The 22,366-nt window shown below is 45.0% G+C and carries 21 protein-coding genes and 1 pseudogene; 8 read left to right on the forward strand and 14 right to left on the reverse strand.

The annotated features are described in order from the left end of the window. Positions 1-408: 408 nt before the first annotated feature. The 5 genes from R8N46_RS04310 to R8N46_RS04330 all read right to left on the reverse strand — a co-directional run bounded on the left by R8N46_RS04310 (position 409) and on the right by R8N46_RS04330 (position 4,416). Positions 409-1,467 (reverse strand): glycine zipper family protein, encoded by a 1,059-nt coding sequence (locus R8N46_RS04310; protein WP_226975303.1) that lies wholly within the window; start codon positions 1,465-1,467, stop codon positions 409-411. Positions 1,468-1,981: 514 nt separating this feature from the next. Next, complete coding sequence (locus tag R8N46_RS04315) at positions 1,982-2,164, reverse strand: hypothetical protein (RefSeq protein ID WP_021035913.1); 183 nt, start codon at positions 2,162-2,164, stop codon at positions 1,982-1,984. A 164-nt stretch (positions 2,165-2,328) separates the two neighbouring features. After that, on the reverse strand, positions 2,329-3,015 hold the full coding sequence (locus tag R8N46_RS04320; protein WP_213904388.1) for a helix-turn-helix transcriptional regulator: 687 nt from the start codon (positions 3,013-3,015) through the stop codon (positions 2,329-2,331). A 47-nt stretch (positions 3,016-3,062) separates the two neighbouring features. Next, positions 3,063-3,377: a hypothetical protein gene (locus R8N46_RS04325; RefSeq protein WP_029795225.1), complete on the reverse strand. Its 315-nt coding sequence runs from the start codon at positions 3,375-3,377 to the stop codon at positions 3,063-3,065. Between the two features lie 115 nt (positions 3,378-3,492). Continuing rightward, positions 3,493-4,416, reverse strand: a complete 924-nt coding sequence (locus tag R8N46_RS04330) for a LysR family transcriptional regulator (protein ID WP_318098370.1) — start codon at positions 4,414-4,416, stop codon at positions 3,493-3,495. A gap of 138 nt (positions 4,417-4,554) precedes the next feature. Between R8N46_RS04330 and yjjG the strand changes: the two genes are divergently transcribed. Both yjjG and R8N46_RS04340 read left to right on the forward strand, forming a co-directional pair. Continuing rightward, positions 4,555-5,229 (forward strand): pyrimidine 5'-nucleotidase, encoded by a 675-nt coding sequence (gene yjjG, locus R8N46_RS04335; protein ID WP_005374109.1) that lies wholly within the window; start codon positions 4,555-4,557, stop codon positions 5,227-5,229. Between the two features lie 51 nt (positions 5,230-5,280). Continuing rightward, on the forward strand, positions 5,281-5,820 hold the full coding sequence (locus R8N46_RS04340; protein WP_017635078.1) for an NUDIX domain-containing protein: 540 nt from the start codon (positions 5,281-5,283) through the stop codon (positions 5,818-5,820). Between the two features lie 78 nt (positions 5,821-5,898). On the opposite strand, the gene R8N46_RS04345 is transcribed toward R8N46_RS04340, so the two are convergent. From R8N46_RS04345 to R8N46_RS04360, 4 genes and pseudogenes are all read right to left on the reverse strand, one after another. Beyond that, complete coding sequence (locus R8N46_RS04345) at positions 5,899-6,333, reverse strand: hypothetical protein (RefSeq protein WP_078558013.1); 435 nt, start codon at positions 6,331-6,333, stop codon at positions 5,899-5,901. A gap of 20 nt (positions 6,334-6,353) precedes the next feature. Next, on the reverse strand, positions 6,354-6,905 hold the full coding sequence (locus R8N46_RS04350; protein ID WP_017635079.1) for a YtfJ family protein: 552 nt from the start codon (positions 6,903-6,905) through the stop codon (positions 6,354-6,356). A gap of 79 nt (positions 6,906-6,984) precedes the next feature. Further along, positions 6,985-7,703 (reverse strand): annotated as a pseudogene (locus R8N46_RS04355) (carbonic anhydrase). Positions 7,704-7,781: 78 nt separating this feature from the next. Further along, positions 7,782-9,125 (reverse strand): OmpP1/FadL family transporter, encoded by a 1,344-nt coding sequence (locus R8N46_RS04360; protein WP_025768039.1) that lies wholly within the window; start codon positions 9,123-9,125, stop codon positions 7,782-7,784. 771 nt (positions 9,126-9,896) lie between these two features. Between R8N46_RS04360 and R8N46_RS04365 the strand changes: the two genes are divergently transcribed. The 3 genes from R8N46_RS04365 to R8N46_RS04375 are packed head-to-tail and all read left to right on the forward strand — an operon-like array spanning position 9,897 to position 14,423. After that, positions 9,897-11,072 (forward strand): efflux RND transporter periplasmic adaptor subunit, encoded by a 1,176-nt coding sequence (locus R8N46_RS04365; RefSeq protein WP_047725849.1) that lies wholly within the window; start codon positions 9,897-9,899, stop codon positions 11,070-11,072. Position 11,073: 1 nt separating this feature from the next. Beyond that, positions 11,074-13,038: a MacB family efflux pump subunit gene (locus tag R8N46_RS04370; protein WP_213972271.1), complete on the forward strand. Its 1,965-nt coding sequence runs from the start codon at positions 11,074-11,076 to the stop codon at positions 13,036-13,038. 14 nt (positions 13,039-13,052) lie between these two features. Further along, entirely contained in the window at positions 13,053-14,423 is a 1,371-nt protein-coding gene (locus R8N46_RS04375; RefSeq protein WP_213972270.1) for an efflux transporter outer membrane subunit, read from the forward strand. 96 nt (positions 14,424-14,519) lie between these two features. Here R8N46_RS04375 and R8N46_RS04380 read toward each other — a convergent pair whose 3' ends face one another. Continuing rightward, complete coding sequence (locus R8N46_RS04380; protein ID WP_005374097.1) at positions 14,520-15,062, reverse strand: carboxymuconolactone decarboxylase family protein; 543 nt, start codon at positions 15,060-15,062, stop codon at positions 14,520-14,522. Between the two features lie 111 nt (positions 15,063-15,173). Between R8N46_RS04380 and R8N46_RS04385 the strand changes: the two genes are divergently transcribed. Continuing rightward, a complete protein-coding gene (locus R8N46_RS04385) occupies positions 15,174-15,773 on the forward strand; it encodes a TetR/AcrR family transcriptional regulator (RefSeq protein WP_213972269.1) in 600 nt (199 codons plus the stop codon). Positions 15,774-15,928: 155 nt separating this feature from the next. Here R8N46_RS04385 and R8N46_RS04390 read toward each other — a convergent pair whose 3' ends face one another. Beyond that, a complete protein-coding gene (locus R8N46_RS04390) occupies positions 15,929-17,185 on the reverse strand; it encodes a type 2 secretion system lipase (protein WP_017819748.1) in 1,257 nt (418 codons plus the stop codon). Between the two features lie 466 nt (positions 17,186-17,651). On the opposite strand from R8N46_RS04390, the gene R8N46_RS04395 reads away from it, so the two are divergent. Both R8N46_RS04395 and R8N46_RS04400 read left to right on the forward strand, forming a co-directional pair. Continuing rightward, positions 17,652-19,682, forward strand: coding sequence for a S8 family serine peptidase (locus R8N46_RS04395; RefSeq protein WP_053304645.1), 2,031 nt, complete (start codon positions 17,652-17,654; stop codon positions 19,680-19,682). Positions 19,683-19,691: 9 nt separating this feature from the next. Then, positions 19,692-20,054: an ATPase gene (locus R8N46_RS04400; RefSeq protein WP_047102805.1), complete on the forward strand. Its 363-nt coding sequence runs from the start codon at positions 19,692-19,694 to the stop codon at positions 20,052-20,054. A gap of 192 nt (positions 20,055-20,246) precedes the next feature. On the opposite strand, the gene R8N46_RS04405 is transcribed toward R8N46_RS04400, so the two are convergent. From R8N46_RS04405 to R8N46_RS04415, 3 genes are read right to left on the reverse strand one after another with little or no spacing between them, the layout of a single operon-like run. Then, positions 20,247-21,503 (reverse strand): PTS ascorbate transporter subunit IIC, encoded by a 1,257-nt coding sequence (locus R8N46_RS04405; RefSeq protein ID WP_005384349.1) that lies wholly within the window; start codon positions 21,501-21,503, stop codon positions 20,247-20,249. Positions 21,504-21,512: 9 nt separating this feature from the next. Then, entirely contained in the window at positions 21,513-21,800 is a 288-nt protein-coding gene (locus R8N46_RS04410; RefSeq protein ID WP_005374080.1) for a PTS sugar transporter subunit IIB, read from the reverse strand. 58 nt (positions 21,801-21,858) lie between these two features. Then, positions 21,859-22,302, reverse strand: a complete 444-nt coding sequence (locus R8N46_RS04415; protein WP_005445412.1) for a PTS sugar transporter subunit IIA — start codon at positions 22,300-22,302, stop codon at positions 21,859-21,861. Between the last annotated feature and the right edge of the window lie 64 nt (positions 22,303-22,366).

Consider the following 22,366-nt stretch of genomic DNA (forward strand, 5'->3'; position numbering starts at 1 on the left):
CTTGAACTTGAAAAACAATAAGGTATTAAGGGTTTAAACTATCTACTAATGCGAGTATTCCAGCTGAAGAGAATACGACTATCAGCATAGAGGAGTTTATAATAATTATTCCTATTAATAGAATTGATAGTGAGCGGTACCATCTAGGCACTTCTTTGGAGATATCGGGTAACTTTCGTTTTTTACCTGAGCTAGGTTGGACGATTAAACGAACAAACATCAATGTTCGGAAAAATGCGTAAGGCCATCCCGTAAATAGAGCTAGTTCGAAAGTGTTAAAATAAGGTTCTGTAAAGTAACTATTGACAACTTTTTTTGGCATTAAAATATGCATGATACCTATAAATAATGTCTGGAGAAAAATAATCAATATTCCAGAAAACATTAAGTATCCAATAATATTCCAAACTAATTGCATATGGCACCCAAGTTTGTCTTTGAAACTAAGTCAGGCTGAGAGCCTAAGTTGTTGTATGTAAGCACAGCTGCTTTACCGGAGGCGTACCCAATAGCGGTAGTACCGGCAGCGAGTACAATGGCAGTCCCCCAGCCAATAGGGTTTGATACTAAAAATAGACCGACTAACGCGCTGGTACCCATTCCTACAACTGTGCTAGTTATTGACTCAACAAAAATTTCATTCTTCTCATGTTGGTCTTGTGTATTCGCAATCTGAATGCAGGAAGCCGTCAGACCAACACCGACTAAAACATGTCCGCCCACTTTAGATGCTTGAGCTATTTTATTCAGTTTTTCGGCTTGTTTAACTATATGAGCATTCGCAGGTAACCCTCCACTTCGAGCTATGCGAATAGACTGGTGAGTCGTTTTGTTGCCAAATAACAGCTTTTCCATAGGGCCAACATTTTTCTTTAGTAGGTCTAAATGTTTTTTACGTCGACCATCATATTGTCCTTTACTTATTACTCCGTTTTTATAGTTTGCGTAAAGGTCGTTGATGTTCTCAATGAGCTTAATATTTCCTTTACTCATCAAGTTACCTGTAGCACCCATCAAGGTACCTCCTGGAATAGTAATCATATTGGTGTTGTTTTCTAACCATGCCAACGCCCAAAACATGTCAGCATGTTGCGGTGGAACTTGATTTGAGATTGATTTTGGAGGTTGATTGTAGCTGAGAAGATTGGGAGGCAAAACTTTATGGGGAGGAGAGCTGGGCATTTGAGGTTTAGACGCTGGGTAGGTCCCTAGCTTCGCGATACTTTTAGGAGGTAACGCATTGTTACTTTGAGTTTTAAGTTGAGAGCTTGATTTGGGTAGAGCTGATAACCAAATGATATCGCCAGCTCTAATGCGGTTAGGATCTGAAATATGCTTGTTTAATGTCATTATATGAGTCAGTACCACCTGATAGTCCTTGCTACCATATGGAGCACCATACATGTTTAATATAATTGATGATAAGTTATCATGAGTTTTTATTTTATACTCAAATAATCCCGACACAGAGCACCTCTAGCTAATAATTTGTTTGTGCAGATACTAACAAAAAACTATATTTAAAAAGGTTTATTTTTTGTATTCTAGACTTTCATTTTAAAAAGTTAAAAATTAGCTGATGTATTTATTATTTGTATGAAATTGTTAATGTGATTTTTTACATTTAAAGTGTGATATTAAACTTGGTTGGATAAGTGAAGGTCATACATGATTTGCTAGTGATAAAAAACCTGCGATAAAAAATACAAGTGCTAACATTGTAGAGTTTATGATAATTACCCATATTATTATGAAGGATAATAGGCGGTACCACCTAGGCCCCTCTTGGGATACATCAGGTAACTTTCGCTTTTCACCTGAGCTAGGTTGAACGATTAAACGAACAAACATCAATGTTCGGAAAAATGCTTAAGGCCAACCTCCAAATATAGTTGGTCGTGTATAAAATGGATAACGTGTAATGGCGAGATGTAAGCCTTGCACAACTAACAAAGGTTGGTTAAACAAGGCTAATAGTCGGTTATGGATGAATAACGATTTGTTGCTCCTCAGTCATCACAAGTGTCGCTTTGCTTTGTTCGATAAGTTGGGCAGCATAAGAAGGTGTAACGGCCTGCATATCACCTTTAGATCGAAGAGTTAAAGACTCCCACGCTTGATCTCGATATTTCCCTGCTTGGGTGTATTGAATCAGTACTTTCATAGCTTCACGCTCCGGTGTGGTTGACGTGCTACTTAAGTTAACGATCTTAGGTTGGTTGCGCATCCGTTAAAAATGAAACATTAGTTTAACCAAATGTGCCTTTCCAAATATCGCGCATTGAGCAGAGCAATTTGGAATCCTTGTGATGGAGGGATGAAAAATACTCAATCTTTCGATTCATACTGCGCAATATAATGTTTGAGAGATTTGGTTTCCGCACTCTGAAACTCTTCATCGTGCATACGCAGTGCTTGGATACGGTCGAGGCGGAACTGGCGATAGTCATCGCGCAATTCGCACCAGGCGACCAGCGTCCAGACTTTGCCCCAAAAGAACTGGCCTAACGGTTGGATTTTTCTCTCGGTCACCTGTCCGCTTTCATCTTGGTAATCCAAACTGACCTTAAACTGATGATCAATCGCGTGGCGCAGAAGCTGCCCTCGTTTGGCAGTCTCGGATTGGGTGTGATAATCGGGCACAATCAGCGGACAATCTTCCACTTGTTGTTTGAGCTTATCTGGCAATACCGAAAGTATTTTGGTGGACGCAGAGTGAGACGCTTCGGCGAGTTCGGCGTCCGACCAGGCTCGAACCATCCGCATACCCAGTTCAAGCGCCATCATCTCCTTTTCTGAGAACATCAAAGGTGGCAGATGAGAGCCTGCTTGCAACAGGTAGCCGACACCTGCTTCACCTTGAATCGGAACACCAGAACTGAGCAACGACTGAATATCGTGATAAATCGTACGTTCGCTGACTTCCATTCTTTCTGCGAGCTCTTTCGCTGTCACGGCGTAACGCTTTGCGCGCAAAAGCGTCAGTAGCTCAAACAGTCGTTCTGATTTGCTCATGATGTTCCTTATCTAGACCTACTGGTTGTTAGTAGTAGTGTGGCTGATTACTTCTCTAGCTCACTGCACATTTTTAAGTTGTGATGTATAAGCTCGAAGCTTTCGCAGTCAATCATTGATAACAGAGGCTGAAATTCAGCGGCTTGCTTGAGCTGTTTTCCCGCCTGTTTTGCATCGTCCATTGAACGCCAGTAAATGATGTCTGTCCACACATCGTCCGTCGCTTCGTGACTGAGTGAGCGATACAAAAAGCCCGGCAGATTCTTCACAAACGTTTGTGACTGTTTGGCAGCGGCGATCACGTCTTGCTCTGTTGTGCCTGCGGTTAGACGAAATTGCACAGTTTCGATAACGGTTTCCATATTGTGATTCCTTATTGGTTTTGGCGGATTGCCTATTGAGTTCCAAATAAGGTTACGCGGATGGAATGTCAGAACATGTCAGTAGTGAAATCTCACTCACTTATCATCAATATGGTTATTTTTCTGGGCTGTTGTAACGATCCCAGTAAGGTAAATCTGTGCCGAGTTTTTCGCTGATAAAATCGATAAAGGCTCTTACTTTCAACGGCATGTGCTTGCGCTCAGGAAAAACCGCATAAATGGCGTGTTCTGGTAGAGAATACTCTTCCATCACCGGTTTTAGATTTCCTGCGGCAAAGTCTCTTCCTGCAATAAATGTTGGCAGTTGCGCAATGCCCGAACCTCTTAACAGCAACTGGCGAATGGCTTCGCTGTTATTGACGATAAAGTTTCCTTTTGGAAGCACCTTGTATTCGCTGCCGTTGTTGATGAACATCCATTCGACGCCGCCACGGAAATAGGAGTAGCGCAGGCAGTTGTGACTGACTAAATCACTTGGTTTTTGTGGTGTTCCAAACTCCGCTAAGTAATCTGGCGAGGCACAAAGCACACTTTTACAAGGGGCGAGGCGTTTTGCGATTAGATTGGAAGAGGTGAGTTCACCAATACGGATCCCCAAATCAAAACCGTCTTTAACCAAATCGACCATTTTGTCTTCGAGGTTTAAATCCACTTCAATTTTCGGGTAACGAGCGAGAAACTCGCTGATCAAAGGCGCGATATGCAGCACACCGAAAGACATCGGCACGGTAATTTTGAGCCGACCTTGTGGAGAGCCTTGCAGTTCCGATACCGCGTCTACGCCTTGCTGGGCCAGATTGAGCGCTTGAGAAGCGTACTCAAAATAGCGTTCTCCCGCTTCGGTCAGGCTCAGCTTACGCGTAGTTCGGTTAAGGAGACGAATGCCCAAATCGTCTTCTAGTTGGTTGATGCGTTTGCTGATCGCCGATTTCGTCAGATTCAGCTGTTTGGTCGCAAGGGAAAAGCTGCCGCATTCGACAACAGCAACAAAAACGGGCAGGGAGGCAATCGCGTTCACATCAATCTCCTATTATCGTGAAGCATTTATTGTTGAGCACAAGGATACAATTAATTTCCAATTATAGAGATTATCTTCAAGAAGAAAACAATCTAGACTATGCACCAGTATTACGACCTTGATTTTGGGAAGAAGAAAATGAAGTACGATTGGATCCTGTTTGACGCTGACGAAACCTTATTCCACTTTGATGCTTTCAAAGGTTTGCAGCTTATGTTTTCTCGCAAAGGCGTAGATTTTACTGAACAAGATTTTGCTCATTACCAAACCGTAAACAAACCGCTTTGGGTGGATTACCAAGACGGCAAAGTAACGGCAGATGAGCTAAAACATAAGCGTTTTACCGAGTGGGCTGAGAAGCTGAATACCACAACAGCAGATCTCAATAGCGCATTTTTAGAAGCAATGGCCGATATTTGCAGCTTGTTGCCAGGTGCAAAAGAGCTGATGGAAGCGCTGCAAGGCAAAGCCAAAATGGGCATCATCACCAACGGTTTTACAGAGTTGCAAGCAATTCGCCTTGAGCGCACAGGGATGACTGAGTACTTCGATAAAGTGGTGATCTCTGAACAAGTGGGCGTAGCAAAACCGGACTTAGGTATTTTTGAATACGCGATGCAGCAAATGGGCAACCCATGCAAAACGCGCGTACTGATGGTGGGTGACAACCTGCATTCCGATATTCTGGGTGGTAATAATTTTGGTATTGAAACTTGCTGGTTAAATACCACAGGCGCAAGCGTCGATGAGCGTATCGCACCAAATTACACCGTTGAGTCTTTGAGTGAACTAAAGAACATTTTGGTGGCGTAACCGAATCGGGTATTATTCCGCAGTAACCCTCAGAAAAATCAAGGAATAATCATGTCAGACATCAAACAGCTAGACAGCAAAGTCGTTTACCAGAATAAGTGGATGACGGTGCGTGAGGACAAAATTTTACGTCCGAGCGGCGCAGAGGGCATCTATGGTGTGGTCGACAAACCTGATTGTGCTGCGATTCTGGCTATCGATAACGGGATGATTCACTTGGTTCAGCAGTACCGTTACACCGTAGGTCAACGTTGTTGGGAGATCCCACAAGGGGCGTGGGAATCAAACCCAGATGCGGATCATCTTGAGCTTGCCAAAGGCGAGCTGCGTGAAGAAACGGGCATGCAGGCGAGCGCTATGGCGTATGTCGGCGCGCAGTTTATCGCATACGGCTTTTTGAATCAGACATGTCACGTCTACTTCGCCACTGATTTAACGGACGTGGGCAATCAACTCGACAGTGAAGAAGAGGATTTGATCACTCGCGCTTTTTCGGTTGAGGAGTTCGAACAGATGATGATCGACGGCACGATCAAAGATTGTGTCACCATCGCCGCTTATGGTTTGGCGAAGCTGAAGAAATTCATTTAGTTATCCATGACGATTTTTAATGAAAACAGCGGCCTAGTGCCGCTGTTTTTAGTTTGGGTGAGTTCGTTGAGCCATCGCTTACTCGTCGATTTTCTTACCTAAGATTTCCACTTGCGCTTTTTTAGTCACCCCCGCGACTTGCAGCGCAGTGCTGCCAACCGATTCATAGTTCAACTCGATTTTGTCTAACTTCGCGTTATCTTTTGTTGGTAGGCTTAAGCTTCTTGATGACATGCCTTTAGTCAGAACACCTAAACTGTCGAACGTCTTTTCCTGACCATCTTTCATGATTACTTTAACGCTTTTCAGATCGACCGTACCTTGTGTACATTTGATTTTTATGTGGCTGAAATGAGCGTTAGCAAATGGTGACAGTGGATTGACAGTGTCGGTTTCCGATTTAAAACTGACGGTCTTATCTGCAATCTTGTCCCAATCGTTGTCTCCTGCAACCGATTGGAAAGAGGCTACAGCCGCTAAAAGACAGAGTGCGATGGTGTTGAACAGTTTCATAGCTTTTCCTTACCTTAGGTTTAGATATTCTGTTTAATCAGTTCGATGACGTGTGTGATTTCGTCTTGAGTTAAAGCCCCTTCTTTCACGAATAAAATTTCGCCTTGTTTATTTTGTACGATAATCGCAGAACTTTCTTGCTGCAGATCCCAAGTTGTTGCTAATACGCCATTTTTGTCTAACACCATGGAAGACCAAGAGAATGTCTTTTTGCTGTCCTCTGCCGACGATTTTACAAATGTACCGGTTCCCCAGATGGCGTCTTCTTGGTTGATCACGGTTGTGGTCTGATACTGATCTTCAGGAAAGTGAGCGGCAGTGATTGCTGACATCAGCGGCGCGTTCATCTCTTTAGCTTTACTACGACCTGCAATGGCTTGTATCACACGGATTTTGCCTAACATCTGCTGAGTTGCCCAAGGTTGATAAGCCACATCGTCTCCTTGCAGCGTCATTTCGCCATAGGTATCAATGCTGACGGATGGGGTGGTTTGACCGACAGAAAGGTTATGAGAGAAGGCGAATGTCGGGGCGAGTGCGAGTAAGAGTGACAGAACAGATGGAGTTTTCATTGGGGGTTCCTGTAACGAAGTGAGGTTAGAGCGAATCAAAATAAGGGGCAAATACGATGCCCCTTATCGGATGTGGCGATTAGTTAGAAAGTACAACGCGCGCATTTAGCGGTTGCAGCGGACGATTGTTTTGTCCCATGACTTCCATCAGTTTCTCGGCTTGATCTTTGGATAAGGTTTGAGTGTCTTTAAGCACAAACCAGCGCACACCTTCTGAACATGGTGGTGTGGTTAAAGAGCCGTTAAATCGATAGTAGTTTGCAGTTTTTGGCAGTAAGTCGTTAATCTCAAACGTATCTTTAAAGAACGTGGTTTGATTCTCTTGTGGGATTGCGTTGATCAGTTTAGACAGTGCTGCGTTTTGATCGCCAGCATCAAACATCACCGAAATTACCGCCAACTCGCCGTCTGCGTTGGCGTGTACAAAGTGCGCTTCAAGTGGATATTGGCGGCCTTTGATTTGGTTTTCTGATGGTGTGTGGAAATGGAACTGTTGCAGCTCGAACGTCTCGCCATCAATGGTGAAGCTGTTACGTCCGTTCACTTGCGCTTGCAGCGTATGACCATTGTTGGTTAAACCAATGACCTGACCAGTGTACGAAAGGTTCAGTGCTTCCAGTTTTGCATCGGCTGGGTTGTCGATGTTGATTGGGCTTTGGTTTTTCGTGGTTGCGCAGTCTTTGGCGATTTTCCCCAGTGCTCTGGCCCGTGTTTGTCATTGCCATAGCCCCATTCCGAAGCCTGAGCTGCGCTTAGAGTGAGAAGTGAGAGTGAAAAAGCAAGTAGTGTTTTGTTCATAATAATGTCTCTGTTCGGTCGCTTCGATAAGCGTTGTTACAAGGCAATGACCTAGAGGTTTGATCACTGCCTGACAAATTAGAAACGGTGGCTGAGCTGGGCACCAATTAGGAACGCATTTGAATGGGTCACGCCCGTCACCATCGGTGCAGGAACACCTTCATACGCGTACTCTTCTACGTTGACATCTTCACCAATCAAGTACGTCATGCCGATGTCAACCGTGGTATCTGATGACCATTGGTAAGAGGCCCCCGCAGATAACCAGTGACGGTTCGAATCTGGAATAGAAAGCGAAGTCAGCTCATCGACAGGTGTTTTGTCGAACATGTAACCCGTGCGAAGTGTCCAACGTTCATTGGCGTACCAAGTCGCACCGATGGAGTAGTGCGCGGAGTCTTGCCACTGAAAATCTTTTAGCAACTGATCATCAGCTTTCAAGCTATCAAATGCTGACCAACCAATCCACTGCACAGAATAGTGCAGGGCAAATTTAGGTAAGACGCGGTGATAACCGGAAAACTCCGCAATATCCGGTAGCGGCATAGCAAGCGAGTCGTACGATTCGCCCGCAAAGTGGATGTCGCCCTTGGCATCTATGTTAGGGCTGTGCTTGTAGCTTAAACCTAAGCGATGACGTTCGTTAAACTCGTACATCATGCCAATATTCGCACCAAGCCCAATGCCGCCTGCTTCCACATCAAGTGCGTTGCCTTTTACGGATCCACAGCGTTGTTCTAGTTCGTTTCCAAGTATGTTCCCACCAACGCAAACACCCACGTCCATATCGCGGTACAGCTCACCAGAGCCGTAAATCACATCAATACCACCACCGATACTAAAACGGTCGTTCACCTTGTATGCCAAGCTTGCGCCAAGGTTGACACTCGCTACGCTGGTGACACCGCCAAAAACAGGTGCGCCATAGTTTGGTTTAAACTCCATGTCGGTTCCGAAGTTGGAATATGCCGATAAGCCTAGATACCAGTCGTCGTTGATAGGGTGAATAAAGTAAAAATTGGGTACAACGGCTGGTTGACCAACGCCATCGACGTCATCAATGTCGGTCACGGTTTGAGAGAAGGACGGGGTAATGTCAACTTGAGGGGACGGAGGAAAACCACCCATACCAACATTGACATCCGCATTAATGTTAGCTCGATGATATTGCGCATTTTTAACGGTAACGTCAGGTTTGACGTAAGTGACACCGAACGATAAGGCATTTTGTTTAAACAGCGTCATCGCTGCGGCGTTGCGGCTGATTACAGACGCATTATCACCAATGACGGCATCACCAGCAAAAGCACGACCAAGACCCGTCGCAGAATGTTCGTTAATTTGAAAACCACCGGCATACGCCGTCGAGGAGGCTAACCCGATTAATAAATAAATCGGTGAAAGAGTTAATTGTCGCTGCATGTTTTTCTCATGAATTAATTAGAAGTTGTATTGCAACGAAAATCAGTAAAATAAACAAATCTGACCAGTGCATTTAAGAGTAAAACTAACAGTGTGCTGACAATAAGTAAATTTAACTTAATAAATATTTATTGTTGAATTTATTAATGCTTCATGGCGTGAATATAGTGGTTATTTTACGTGTAAATTAAATCCTGAACCTCTATTTTTATTTTTGCGGTATTACTTCTCTATTTTTATTGTACTGACTGTTCCCTAACAAATAGAGGGAAATCCAGCGATAAAGTGTCCGTGATGGAAACTCTGAGTCATTTGTATTTCCATTGCATCCCAACGTTGGTAGTTCGAATCAGCAAGAGAACTATCGTTTAAACCCACATGACACACTCCTCTCGGTCTTACCTGTGTTATGTGGGTATTTTTTATTTAACTTGCCACTTAACTCCTCTTGAAATTCAATAATTAAAAATGGCCATAATGAAATTTTGATGGATTGCATATTGAATAAGTTAAGATTTTTACTGGTTTGTTGGTATTTAAAAGTTTTGTTTATAATACTTATAACTTGAATTTCTATATTAAAAATGGTCTTTGCTATACGTATTGAATAATAAAGTTTTGAAGTGACTATAATATCTCTGATTTTTCACGTTAGTGAAGTTATTCATTCAGTTTCTTGACGTTAATTTACCTATCTTTACGTCTCGTACCCTGTACGGCTAAGACAAATAGCAGTATAAAATCAAAACGATTATTTACTTCACTCCTGCTATGAAACTCAATAAAAAATGGCTCGTTTTGTGTGGCCTACTTGCTATTGGTGCTGGTGGTTATCATTATCTGCAACGTCCAGAACCCATTTCTCCTTACGCGACAGAAGTCGTTCGCAAAGGCAATATCGAAAAGGCGGTATTAGCCAACGGCATGTTGCAAGCGTCCAAATTGGTGAATGTAGGTGCGCAAGTATCTGGGCAAATTCAACGCCTCGCTGTGAACTTAGGGGATGAGATAAAACAGGGAGACTTGATTGCACAGATTGACAGCCTGACTCAGCAAAATAGCCTCAAAGAAGCCCAAGCGTCTCTTAATAGTCTCAACGCTCAGTACCAGGCTAAGCAAGCGCAGATTAAACAAGCAAACTATGAATACGTGCGCCAAAAAGGCATGTTGGCAGCGAAAGCGAGCTCACGAGCTGATTACGAGAATGCCGAAGCGACGCTCGCCATCTACAAAGCCGAGTTAGCGCAACTGGATGCCGAAATCGAGAAAGCCAAAATCAACGTCGACAATGCGCAGTTAGATCTCGGTTACACCACCATCAACGCACCGATGGATGGCACGGTGGTCTACACCGCGGTGGAAGAAGGACAAACCGTAAACGCCAATCAAACCACGCCAACGATTATCGAGTTAGCCAAGTTAGATACGATGACGGTGAAAGCCGAAATTTCGGAAGCCGATGTGATTTTTGTTCACCCAGGCCAAACGGCGCTGTTCACCATTTTAGGCAAACCGAATCAGCAGTTTAAAGGTACATTGCGCGCCATTGAGCCGGGGCCAACCATCATGGATGGCGATGACAGCGATTTGAGCATTTCAGATAGCGACGCCATTTACTACAACGCTGTATTTGATGTGAAGAACCCGCAAGGTATTTTGCGTATTGGCATGACTGCGCAAGTTTCGATTGTCCTTGAGCAATCGGAAAATACCTTGATTGTCCCTTCACAAGTGCTGCAAAAATCTGGCGGCAAAGGCAACTATACCGTGCCAGTGCTTGAACAGGGCCAAGTGGTGCAAAAGCCCGTGACAGTGGGTATTAACAACAAAGTGAACGCAGAAATTCTCTCAGGTTTGAAGGAGGGCGACCAAGTTGTTCTTGGCAATGCTATGGATGGAGAATCATCAAGCCGAAGTGATCGTCGTCGACCTCCAATGAGGTTCTAATATGAGTGACGTGCTTTTAAAAGTTGAGGATTTAACTCGACGATTTGTCTCTGGCGACGAGTCGCTTACCGTGTTGAACCACATTAATTTAGAGATAAAACGCGGTGAAATGGTTGCGATCGTGGGGGCATCAGGCTCAGGTAAATCGACGCTGATGAATGTGCTCGGCTGCTTGGATAAACCGTCCTGCGGTCGATACTTCATTAATGGGCAAGATGTCTCGACGTTGGAATCCGACCAACTGGCGGAACTGCGCCGCGAGTATTTTGGCTTTATATTCCAGCGTTACCATCTGCTGGGGGATTTAACCGCGGTGGCAAACGTGGAAGTACCTGCGGTTTACGCGGGAGTTCCTCATCGTCAAAGAACGGATCGAGCGCAGTCACTATTGGCTCGCTTAGGGCTGGAAGATCGTTTGACTCACAAGCCCAGCCAACTAAGTGGCGGCCAGCAACAGCGCGTGAGTGTTGCTCGTGCACTGATGAACGGTGGTGAGGTGATTCTCGCTGATGAGCCCACTGGCGCATTAGACAGTCACAGTGGGCAAGAGATGATGGCACTGCTTAAAGAGTTGCATCAACTTGGGCATACGATCATCTTAGTGACTCATGATATGAACGTGGCGAACTTTGCGGATCGCATCATTGAAATCAAAGATGGTGAAATCATTGCAGATACGCCAAATGCACAAGTTGTAATCAATGAGCAAGCAGTACAGACACCGAGCGTGTCTTTTCATCGCCCAGCGCAAGTCGCCAGTAAGTGGTGGAAGTGGGACAGTTTTATTGACGCGCTCAAAATGGCGCTGCTGGCGATGTCTAGCCACAGAATGCGCACGTTTTTGACCATGCTCGGCATCATTATTGGTATAGCCTCGGTGGTTTCCGTGGTGGCCCTAGGTAATGGTTCACAACAGCAAATTTTGTCGAATATTTCATCCATGGGAACAAACACCATTGATGTCAGGCCGGGCAAAGGGTTTGGTGACCGCCGCTCCGGACGAGTGAAAACGCTAACCGGCGACGATGCTAAATCGTTGGAGAGTCTACCTTTTGTCGACAGTGTCACGCCGTCTTTATCCAACAGCTTAACCGTGCGTTATGCCAATCAGGATGCAACCGCGTCTGTGGAAGGGGTTGGGGAAGATTATTTCCGTGTGCGCGGTTATGAGATCGCCAAAGGTCAGTTTTGGGATGAAGAGAGCGTGAATTCGCTCGCCCAAGAAGCAGTGATTGATGACAACACCAGAAAGGAAATGTTTGCGGATAGAAATCCGATTGGTGAAGTGATTTTTCTTGGTTCATTGCCAGTGCGTATTGTGGGTGTCACGCAGAAAAAAGAAGACGCGTTTGGCAACAGCGACGCGCTGAAAATTTGGGTGCCATACACCACCATGTCGGGACGAATGATGGGACAACGCTACCTCAACGGCATTACTGTACGGATTGATGAGAACGCCCCAAGCGCAGCGGTAGAACAGAGCATCATCAACTTGTTAAAAATGCGCCACGGTACAGAAGATTTCTTCACGATTAACACTGACACCATTCGTCAGAGCATCGAGAAAACCACCGCAACCATGACGTTACTGATCTCAGCGATTGCGGTGATCTCCCTAATTGTCGGCGGAATTGGCGTAATGAACATCATGTTGGTGTCGGTGACAGAGCGCACGAAAGAGATCGGTGTACGAATGGCTGTGGGTGCGCGGCAAGCGGATATTTTGCGTCAGTTTTTGATTGAAGCGGTACTGGTGTGTTTGTGTGGTGGCATTGCTGGTATTGGCTTGGCATTTTTGATTGGTTTTGCATTCAGTACATCTGGCAGCAGCTTCCAAATGATTTACTCAATGAACTCGATCATCTGGGCGTTTATTTGCTCAACGTTGATTGGCATCGCCTTCGGCTTTTTACCCGCTCGCAATGCCGCCAAACTCGATCCGATAGAAGCGCTAGCGAGAGACTAAAAATGAGTAACACAATGAAATTCAAAACTCGATTGGTCGCGGCTGCCTTAAGTGCAGTGTCAGGTTGTGGGTCGCTTATGCGTAGTGACTATCAAGCACCTGCGGTGCAAGTGCCTGCAAATTGGCAACAGATGCATGTTGCGGGTGATGTCAGTATGGATCCTTGGTGGTTGGCGTTTAACGACCCAACGCTTAATCAATACATTACTCAGGTGTTGGCTCAAAACAACGATTTGACGCTGGCAACGCTAACGCTAAAGAAAGCGCGTTTACAGCTGGGTTTAGCGCAAGATGACCTTTTCCCTACGTTGAGTTCTTCCACATCAGGACAAGTTCAAAAATCTCTTGATAGCGGGGAATCGGCAGATAGCTACAGCACTAACTTGTCCGTCAATTACGAGTTGGATTTGTGGGGAAAAATCTCGGCGGACGTTGACCAAGCCAAGTGGACGGCGATGGCAAGTCAACAAGATCGCGAGGCGACCGCACAAAGTTTGGTGGCAACGACGGCATCGTTATATTGGCAAATCGGCTATCTGAAACAGCGTTTAAACCTCAGTCAGCGTAATGTGGAAGACGCAGCTCAAACGCTACAATTGATTGAAAAACAGTACCAACTTGGCGCTGTGGATCAGTTAGATGTGCTTGAAGCCAAACGTACGTTGGCAAGCTTACAAGCGCAGCAAAGTGAATTTGAACAGAGTTTACTTGAGGCAAACAACGCCTTTGCGATTTTGTTCAATCAACCGCCGAAGAGCATCAGTGCGACCATCCAAATGCTGCCTGAAGGCGATATGCCATCGTTGAGTGTTGGTGCTCCGTCTGATTTATTGATCCGCAGACCCGACATTAAAGCAGCGATTTACGAAGTCAAAGCCGCGCTAGCAAATAAAGACGCAGCAGATTTGGACTATTTGCCTAAGCTGACGCTCACTGGGGCTTTGGGTGGATCGTCACAAGCGCTCAAAGACCTGCTTTCCAACCCGATCGGCAGTTTAGGTGCGGATATGACGCTACCGTTTTTGCAGTGGAATGAGATGAAAAACAGCCAAGCCATTGCCGATTTAGACTATCAATCGGCCATTGTGAGCTATCGCCAAGTGTTGTACGCCGCCTTCCAAGATGTCGAAAATGCCTTGTCAGCACGAGAAAAATTGAAGTATCAAGCGGCGCGTTTACAAGAACAATATGATGCCGCAAGTGCCGCTGAGTCCATATATGCTGCGCGGTATCAGTATGGCTCGACATCGATCATGGACTATTTGAATGCCCAAGAAGACACCAGAAACGCACAAGCTTCTTTGTTGGAGAACCGCTACAACCAGTTTCTCACTCAGGTTACGCTTTACCAGTCTTTAGGAGGAACCGACGTTGCGCCGTTGTAATTAGGTGTCAGCTCACACTAGCGAAGCGCCATGCAACAAAGCCTTTTTTGAAGGTATTACTGGTCCCATGAATGGGACCAGTAATAAAAGCTTAAGTTACTTGGCGAACTTCTTGAAAGGTGCATCAACCGGGGTGTCAGCTAGGTGATTGGTGTAGTTACTCATCACTTTTTGCGCTAGACCAAGAACAATTTCAAGCAGTTGCTGCTGTCCGTAACCTGCCGCAAAGAATTTCTCTATCTGAGACTCTTCCACTACACCACGTTGACGCACCATTTGAAGCGTTGTTTCTCGTAGTGTTTCAAGTTTTTCGTCTGCCAATGGTGTTTGGTTGACGAGAGCATCGACAATCTCCTGATCCACTTTCATTGACGCCGCGATCGCACTATGAGCAGGAACGCAGTAGTGACAACCATGTTCAACGTTGATGGTTTGCCATACGACGGTCAATTCTTCTGCGTTAAATGATGTTTGTTGAAAGAGCTCATGCACAACTTGATAACCCTCAAGCAAGGTTGGCGCTTCAGCCATAACAGCATGAAGATTTGGTAGCATGCCAAACGCTTTGACTGAATTTTCAATCAGGTGCTTTGATCCTTCGGGTGCGTTTTCTGCGGTATACAGTTTAAATTCTGCCATGTTTAAATCTCCTGTAATTGGATATGAGCGGATTAGGCAAGAACAGGATAGTTGATTTTGAGCGGTCGCTCAATATAAAATTGAGCATATGTTCAAAATTGATAATTGCTCATGGCGAATACAAAGAAATTCCAACGTGATGAAGTGGTGAAAGCCGCCTCGGCTCTATTCTGGAAGAAAGGTTTTCATGCAACATCTACACGTGATTTACAAGATAGCGTGAATCTGCGTCCTGGAAGTATTTATGCGACGTTTGGGTCAAAAGAGGGGCTATATTGTGAAGCGCTAAAAATGTACGTTGCGAACTTGCAAGCCCTGTTTGAGTTGCATTTAGCTCAGAACACAACGGTTCTAGATGCAATAGAAGCTTTCGCGATTGATGTGGTTATCAATCAGCGAGACTCCAATCCCAGTGAAGTGTGCATGTTAGTCAAATCAGCAAGTGAATTTGCTGAGGATTTTAATGCGCTGCGCAATCAAACAATCAGCTTAGCAAACCAATTTGAATCTTTTCTTGCAAAGCTGTTTGAGCGAGCAATCGAGAATGGCGAAATTGAAGCCCAGGATACATTGCTTCTTGCTCAGTTGTTCCAGGTTCAGTTTACGGGTATACGAGCCTACTCATACCGCAGTGATGATGTAACCTTAAAGACGTTGATCTCTATTATGGTGGACAGCTTCCGCGGTAACGTACCAAAAACAGAAAGCTGAATGAGGCTGCTCAAAGTCAACGTCTCTAAATCAACGGCTTGAAGTAAGTGAGCTCAAATAAAACCGTTATCGGGGTTCGATATCGATAAAAAATGACCACGAAGCATCGTGGTCATTTTTATGCAGATTAATTTGCAATGAACAACAACGGCTTATTAAAAGCGAAACTCTTCTAAGTTATTGCTGCTTTCTAACATTTTTTCAGCCACATAACGATGCGTTGCTGTGGTTGGGTGAGTCACATCCCAGAACACGAACTTATCTGCGCCAGATGCTGCACATTCAGAACGTAATGAGTGAGTGTACATGTAGTCAACAGAGGATGAACGGTTGATGTCTAAGCAAGGGTCGCTTGCATTTACGAAACCGTGTTCTTCTGGTGCCGAGGTTAACTTCTCAAACAGTGCGTGTGTATCAAACAATGCGATGTTGTAGCCTTGGGCTTTGTAGTACATCGCTTGTGCTTTGATGAACTCGTTCATCTTCAATACTTTCGCACGAATCGTTTCAATTTCTTCCTGTGTTGAGTATTTGAACTGTGGTGCTTTGGTTGCATCAGGCAGTGTCATCAACATGAAGTTCTTCGCGCCAGCGTCTGTTAAACGAATCAGAGCTTCAGCGTAATCCGCTTTTACTTCCGGCACGCTACGGTTGTAGTTCATGAAATCATTTAAACCAAACTCTAACGTAAACAATGTGTTAGCAGGGTTGTAGTTCTTCGCCAGCTTTGTGTAGGTTAAGTAAGAAGAAACTTGTTCGCCGACACCAGTTAGCGCGATGTATTGGTTTTCACCTGCTGCGCCACCAACTGCCCAGTTGTATAGCGGTAAGTTTTTGGCTTTAGCAACGTATTCCGTCCAAACAAAACCGTTTGAGAAGTGACCCAAGAACCAGCTATTCGGGTTAGGGAAGCGCCATTGGGACGCGTTAAAGATGTTGCCTGTATCAGACAAGCTATCGCCCAAAGCCACTACCTTGTTGATTTGATCTGGTTGCATTGCAGCATCATTGCTCCAGATCGTGTGGTTATAAGAATAACGATTGTCAGCAGCAAAAAATGTAATGTCTGCGTTCTCGTTCGCTAGATCTAGTGTTTCTTCACAACGCTGGCGAATTACGTTTTGTGAGGTATTGGTGTAGAACATGTTTTTAAATGAGACAGAGCTCCACCAATAACCATCGATAGTGAAGTCACTACCATCTTGGTTTTTTGCCCATTTCCAATCGGTAGCCGCATCGTCCTTAGAGTGGCTCGTACGATACCAGCATCGAACGTACGTATAAGTTTGATTTTCTTGCGCGCTAACCACTTCAGCCGCAGAAACCATTGCCGGTGATAAAGTTGGCTCCTCTGCAATGGCGGAGGCAAGCGGAAGTAATGCAGTTAATAGTGTGATTGTTTTTTTCATCATTCACTCTTCTTGTAATGGTTATTGTTCCGAATGCGTGAATACGCTCGGCTATAACAGTATTTAGATGAGAATTTTTCTCACTAAACCTTCTAATTCTGAGTAAATGCTCAAGACAGTCAACAACTAAATATTCAATATTTCAGTTTTGGCACCACGGTCAAAAAATCCATTCAGCATAGCAATCGATTAAATGGGTGATATTTAGAATAATTACTCACTAACATTAATTTAACATTCACTTTTTGTTAATTAAGTAATTGCTTTATAAGGTTTTGTTGATGATTTTTAATGTTAACTTAAAGTGTTTATTGAATGATCTTTTGTACAAATTTGTATATTCATGAAACAAATTGTTTGGCATTTTTGCTCTGTAAACTATAGCTGAAGCTCTCATGCAAACATCATGATGATGACTTTTCATGAGAATATAGTGAATAAAAATTAGCTCAAATAAGGAATAGGGCAAATGCACTACACAACAAGTAAAAAACAAGGCTTATTTTCGTTGTCTGCCGTAGCAATAGCACTGACCACTTCGATGTCAGCGTTTGCGGCTCCACCAATGGGATTTGATGAATCTAAGTTACCGACGAAGTACATCGTCAAATTCAAAGAAGATGCAGTCAGCCGTTCTTCAATGGGTGGTAACTCATTCTGGGGGCCACGAATCGCGCAGGAGTCTGTTCTAGAACAGGTGAAGGCACGTAAGGTGGAAAAACTGGGCAATCGCGCCATTTACAGCGTTGAATTGGATGGCGATGACTTAGAGCCGCTTCGCAATCGTAGTGATGTGGAATACGTGGAAGTCGATCCACCTCGCTATTTGCTCAGCGAAACGACCCCATGGGGATATGAAGCGGTTAATGCTCAACTGCTAGCTGACTTCAATGCGGGTAATCGCACTGTATGTATTATCGATTCAGGGTACGACATTTCGCACAACGACCTAAGCGGTAACCGCGTTGCTGGTACTAACGATAGTGGTACGGGATCATGGAGTGATCCGGGTAACAACAATGCCCACGGTACTCACGTCGCGGGTACGATTGCTGCGATTGCCAACACCGAAGGTGTAAAGGGTGTGATGCCAAACCAGAATGTTAATTTGCACATCGTGAAAGTATTTAACGAATCGGGTTGGGGTTACTCATCTGGGCTTGTTAAAGCAATCCAGACCTGTGCCGATAATGGTGCTAACGTTGTGAACATGAGCCTTGGTGGTAGTCAATCAAGCCGAACTGAGCAAAATGCACTGCAAAATATTTACGATCAAGGCGTTCTATTGATTGCCGCTGCAGGTAATGATGGCAATACAGCGCACAGCTATCCAGCTTCTTATGACTCAGTGATGTCTGTTGCGGCTGTTGATAATCAAAATGATCATGCAGCGTTCTCACAATCTACTAATCAAGTTGAGATCTCAGGCCCGGGTGTGGCGATCTTATCAACGGTTACGGTAGGTGAAGGTAAACTTTCTGATATTACCTTGAATGGTGTAAGCCAGTTTGATCGTGGGATTGTTCCTCACAATCGTTTGATCAATAACGGTTCTTCGTATGTTCCGGATCCAATCGCGGGTTCAGTAACGGCAATGCTAGATAGCTGTGATGTATCTGGCGGTAACGTTAACTGTGGTGATATGTCGGGCAAAATTTGTTTGACTGAGCGTATCGGCAACCAGTCTTCAGGAAACTACCCTGAAGTAGATGCGGTTCAGGCTTGTTACAATGCGGGTGCGCGAGCTGCAATCGTATACAGCAACTCTGAACTACCTGGTTTACAAAACCCATTCTTGGTAGACACAAACAACGCTTATCGTATGGTTTCGGTAACGGTTGATCGTGCATTTGGTCAAGAGCTATTGGGGTATGTTGGTCAGGAAATTACTGTTGCAACAACCTCTGGTGAAGATTACGAGTACTACAATGGTACATCAATGGCGACACCGCACGTAACGGGCGTAGCTGGCTTGGTGTGGAGTTACCACCCAACCTGTACAGCAGCGCAAGTACGTAATGCCCTAGTGAAAACTGCAACAGATATTGATGTTGCTGGTCGAGACAACCGTACTGGCCACGGCCTAGTTAATGCTGAAGCGGCGAAGCTGTTCTTGGACGCTGGCTGTAATGGACCTGATGGTGGTAGCTCTTCGGACTCTAGCTTCTCAAATACCAGCCCTGTTGCGATTCCAGATAATAAATCTTCTGGCGCAATCAGTGCAGTAGAAGTCGATCGCTCTGGTGATTCAGGCACAGTAAGTATTGACGTTGATATTAGCCACACTTACATCGGTGATCTACGAGTGACTTTAACGTCACCGACTGGTGGAGAAGTTGTACTTCACAATAATACTGGCGGCAGCGCTAACGATATAAAAAACACGTTCCAAGCGGATTTTTCTGGTTTTGAATCGCAAGGTACATGGGAACTAAAAGCGGTAGACAGTGCCAGAAGAGACACAGGCACCATCAACAGTTGGACTCTGACCTTTCAATAAGGAGTGACTATGAAGAAGTTGACCTTACTTTCTTTGTCTGTGGTAGGCGCTACCGCACTATTGGCAATCGGACTGAGCTCAAGCAGCTTGGCAAACAATCAAGGATTTCCTCTCGTGGATGAACGCCAAGATCAAGCCGAGCAGCAACCTGCACGTTACTTTGTTAAGTATCATGAAGGGAAAGAGAGCGAAGTGAGAGCGCTTCTTCGTCAGCACAACATTGAAGTGGTCGACGCTCTGGTGAAACAACACGTGTTGGTTGTGGTGGGTGAACAGGCGGAAGTCGATAAGCTCGCCGCTCACGATGCGGTCGAATACACCGAGCAAGAGCCGACAAGAAAGCTGCTATCTAACGGAAATACGCTTCAATAAGCCAAGCTTGCTTAAGATAGTGCCAAAAAGAAAAACGCCCCTCACGTGAGGGGCGTTTGTTTTCTTTCTACGATTGCTTTCTTCTAAAGTTCGTCGTTTGCTATGACTAGAGATTCTTGAGGATTGATGCCGGTGAGCCTATTCGCGCATCAATCAAGTCAGTTATCAGCTAGTCATATTCAGACTAACCACTTAGCGAACAATCAGACCCAGTAGGATACCAACAGCGCCGAAGTCTGCGTCACTAAAGGTTGTGTTAGCAAAACCTAGGTCACCCAGTACCGGCATTAGGAATACTGGTAGGAAGGTAATCAGTAGACCTTGTGCAAAAGCACCCAAGATTGCACCGCGACGACCACCTGTAGCGTTACCAAATACACCTGCTGCTGCACCCACGAAGAAGTGTGGAACGACACCAGGGATAATCACAGTAAGACCCATCACGTAAAGTAGGAACATACCCAAAAGACCTGCTGCAAAACTCGATAGGAAGCCAACCAATACCGCGTTTGGTGCGTATGGGAATACAACCGGACAATCAAGCGCAGGTTTTGCGTTTGGTACTAGTTTGTCTGAGATACCTTTAAACGCTGGAACGATTTCTGCGATAACCATACGTACACCTTGAAGGATAACGTACACACCACCGGCGAATGTGATGGATTGCATCAGCGCGAACATGAACCAGTGTTTACCACCGCTGACTTCGCGTACAAAGTCACCGCCAGCGAAGATACACGTCACCATAAAGATGATGCCCATGGTGAACGAGATTGCTACTGGCGTATCACGTAGGAACAACAAGCTCTTAGGTACGTTCATCTCTTCAGTAGAGTGTTCTTTGTTACCGAACTTGCTGCCAATAAAGCCCGCTAGTACGTAAGAAAGGGTAGAGAAGTGACCAATCGCAACGTCGTCAGAACCTGTTACTTGCTTCATGTACTTATGAGCAATCGCAGGGAAGAACACCATCACAGAGCCCACAACCAGAGAGCCAAGTGCGATCAGTGGAACGCCTTTCATGCCGCTAGAAGCAAGGATCGCCGCTACCATCATCGACATAAATAGTGTGTGGTGACCCGTTAGGAAGATGAATTTCCATGGCGTGAAGCGAGCGATCAAGATGTTCACTAACATACCGAAGAACATGATCATCGCCATCTCTTTACCAAACGCTTCTTGCGCGATAGAGACGATAGCTTCGTTGTTTGGAACCACGCCTGTGATGCCGAACGCGTGTTGGAAAATCGTCGCAAAGTCACCCAGAGAAGTCACAACCAGACCCGCCCCCGCGCCAAGCACGATGAAACCAAGAATGGTTTTTACTGTACCTTTAATGCACTCGGTGACCGGTTTTTTCTGGGCAATTAAGCCGATTAGGGCGATAAGACCTACCAGAACCGCCGGCTCTGATAGGACATCGTTCATTAAGAAACTGAAAAATTCCATAACGCCACCTTATAGAGCGCCAAGCTCTTGAAGTGCTACAGATAGACGCTCTTTCATTGCCACTTTGTCGACCATGTTATCAAGCGCAACGATGCGAGGTTCAACGCCAAGTGCGTTCAACTGTTCAACGATGTCGTTAGTACCGATAAAGATGTCACAATCCGTACCTTTTGCAGAACCTAGATCGATATGATCCACTTCTGCGTTTACATTCAATTCTTTCACGATGCCTTTGATGCTCATTTCCATCATTAGGCTAGTACCAAGACCGTGACCGCAAACAACCATAATTTTCATAATTCAGACCTTTTCTTTTTATAGGGGTGTATGCCCATTTTGAAGGGCACATCAGGAGTTAGTATTTTTCGATGATCGCGAGAACATCTTGTGTGTTTTGAGCGGAGCAGATGGCTTCTACATGCTCTTCATTCATAAACAACTCTGCCAGTTTAGAAATCGCATCCACGTGCGAGTTACTGTCTGTCGCGGCTAGCGTAACCAGCATTTTTACTGGATCGTTACCTTCAGAATCGAAGTTCACGCCGCTTTGAATCACTGTGATTGCAAGAGACAAACGGTTAACGCCATCTTCAGGGCGAGCGTGTGGCATTGCCATACCAGGACCTACCACGTAGTAAGGACCGAGCTCTTCGTGTGAGCGGTAAATAGCGTCCACGTAGCTTGGCTCAATCGCGCCATTTTCAATCAGTGCTTCACAGGATTTGCTCACCGCATCTTTCCAGTCAGTAGCATCAGAATGGATGCGAATCACATCAGAGGTAATCAGTTCACGTAGCATTGGATCTTTCCGGTTTGTTGTTTTGTTGATGGGTACTTTATCGATCAATTTGTCAGAAAAACCT

It is taken from the genome of Vibrio sp. 1874, assembly GCF_033344395.1.
Lineage (GTDB): Bacteria > Pseudomonadota > Gammaproteobacteria > Enterobacterales > Vibrionaceae > Vibrio > Vibrio alginolyticus.

Bases quoted from the DNA above. Each gene is read 5' to 3' on its own strand.
- R8N46_RS04315 (WP_021035913.1), bottom strand. From the start codon at position 2,164: ATGAAAGTACTGATTCAATACACCCAAGCAGGGAAATATCGAGATCAA.
- R8N46_RS04320 (WP_213904388.1), bottom strand. From the start codon at position 3,015: ATGAGCAAATCAGAACGACTGTTTGAGCTACTGACGCTTTTGCGCGCA.
- R8N46_RS04325 (WP_029795225.1), bottom strand. From the start codon at position 3,377: ATGGAAACCGTTATCGAAACTGTGCAATTTCGTCTAACCGCAGGCACA.
- yjjG (WP_005374109.1), top strand. From the start codon at position 4,555: ATGAAGTACGATTGGATCCTGTTTGACGCTGACGAAACCTTATTCCAC.
- R8N46_RS04340 (WP_017635078.1), top strand. From the start codon at position 5,281: ATGTCAGACATCAAACAGCTAGACAGCAAAGTCGTTTACCAGAATAAG.
- R8N46_RS04345 (WP_078558013.1), bottom strand. From the start codon at position 6,333: ATGAAACTGTTCAACACCATCGCACTCTGTCTTTTAGCGGCTGTAGCC.
- R8N46_RS04350 (WP_017635079.1), bottom strand. From the start codon at position 6,905: ATGAAAACTCCATCTGTTCTGTCACTCTTACTCGCACTCGCCCCGACA.
- R8N46_RS04360 (WP_025768039.1), bottom strand. From the start codon at position 9,125: ATGCAGCGACAATTAACTCTTTCACCGATTTATTTATTAATCGGGTTA.
- R8N46_RS04365 (WP_047725849.1), top strand. From the start codon at position 9,897: ATGAAACTCAATAAAAAATGGCTCGTTTTGTGTGGCCTACTTGCTATT.
- R8N46_RS04370 (WP_213972271.1), top strand. From the start codon at position 11,074: ATGAGTGACGTGCTTTTAAAAGTTGAGGATTTAACTCGACGATTTGTC.
- R8N46_RS04375 (WP_213972270.1), top strand. From the start codon at position 13,053: ATGAAATTCAAAACTCGATTGGTCGCGGCTGCCTTAAGTGCAGTGTCA.
- R8N46_RS04380 (WP_005374097.1), bottom strand. From the start codon at position 15,062: ATGGCAGAATTTAAACTGTATACCGCAGAAAACGCACCCGAAGGATCA.
- R8N46_RS04385 (WP_213972269.1), top strand. From the start codon at position 15,174: ATGGCGAATACAAAGAAATTCCAACGTGATGAAGTGGTGAAAGCCGCC.
- R8N46_RS04390 (WP_017819748.1), bottom strand. From the start codon at position 17,185: ATGATGAAAAAAACAATCACACTATTAACTGCATTACTTCCGCTTGCC.
- R8N46_RS04395 (WP_053304645.1), top strand. From the start codon at position 17,652: ATGCACTACACAACAAGTAAAAAACAAGGCTTATTTTCGTTGTCTGCC.
- R8N46_RS04400 (WP_047102805.1), top strand. From the start codon at position 19,692: ATGAAGAAGTTGACCTTACTTTCTTTGTCTGTGGTAGGCGCTACCGCA.
- R8N46_RS04405 (WP_005384349.1), bottom strand. From the start codon at position 21,503: ATGGAATTTTTCAGTTTCTTAATGAACGATGTCCTATCAGAGCCGGCG.
- R8N46_RS04410 (WP_005374080.1), bottom strand. From the start codon at position 21,800: ATGAAAATTATGGTTGTTTGCGGTCACGGTCTTGGTACTAGCCTAATG.
- R8N46_RS04415 (WP_005445412.1), bottom strand. From the start codon at position 22,302: ATGCTACGTGAACTGATTACCTCTGATGTGATTCGCATCCATTCTGAT.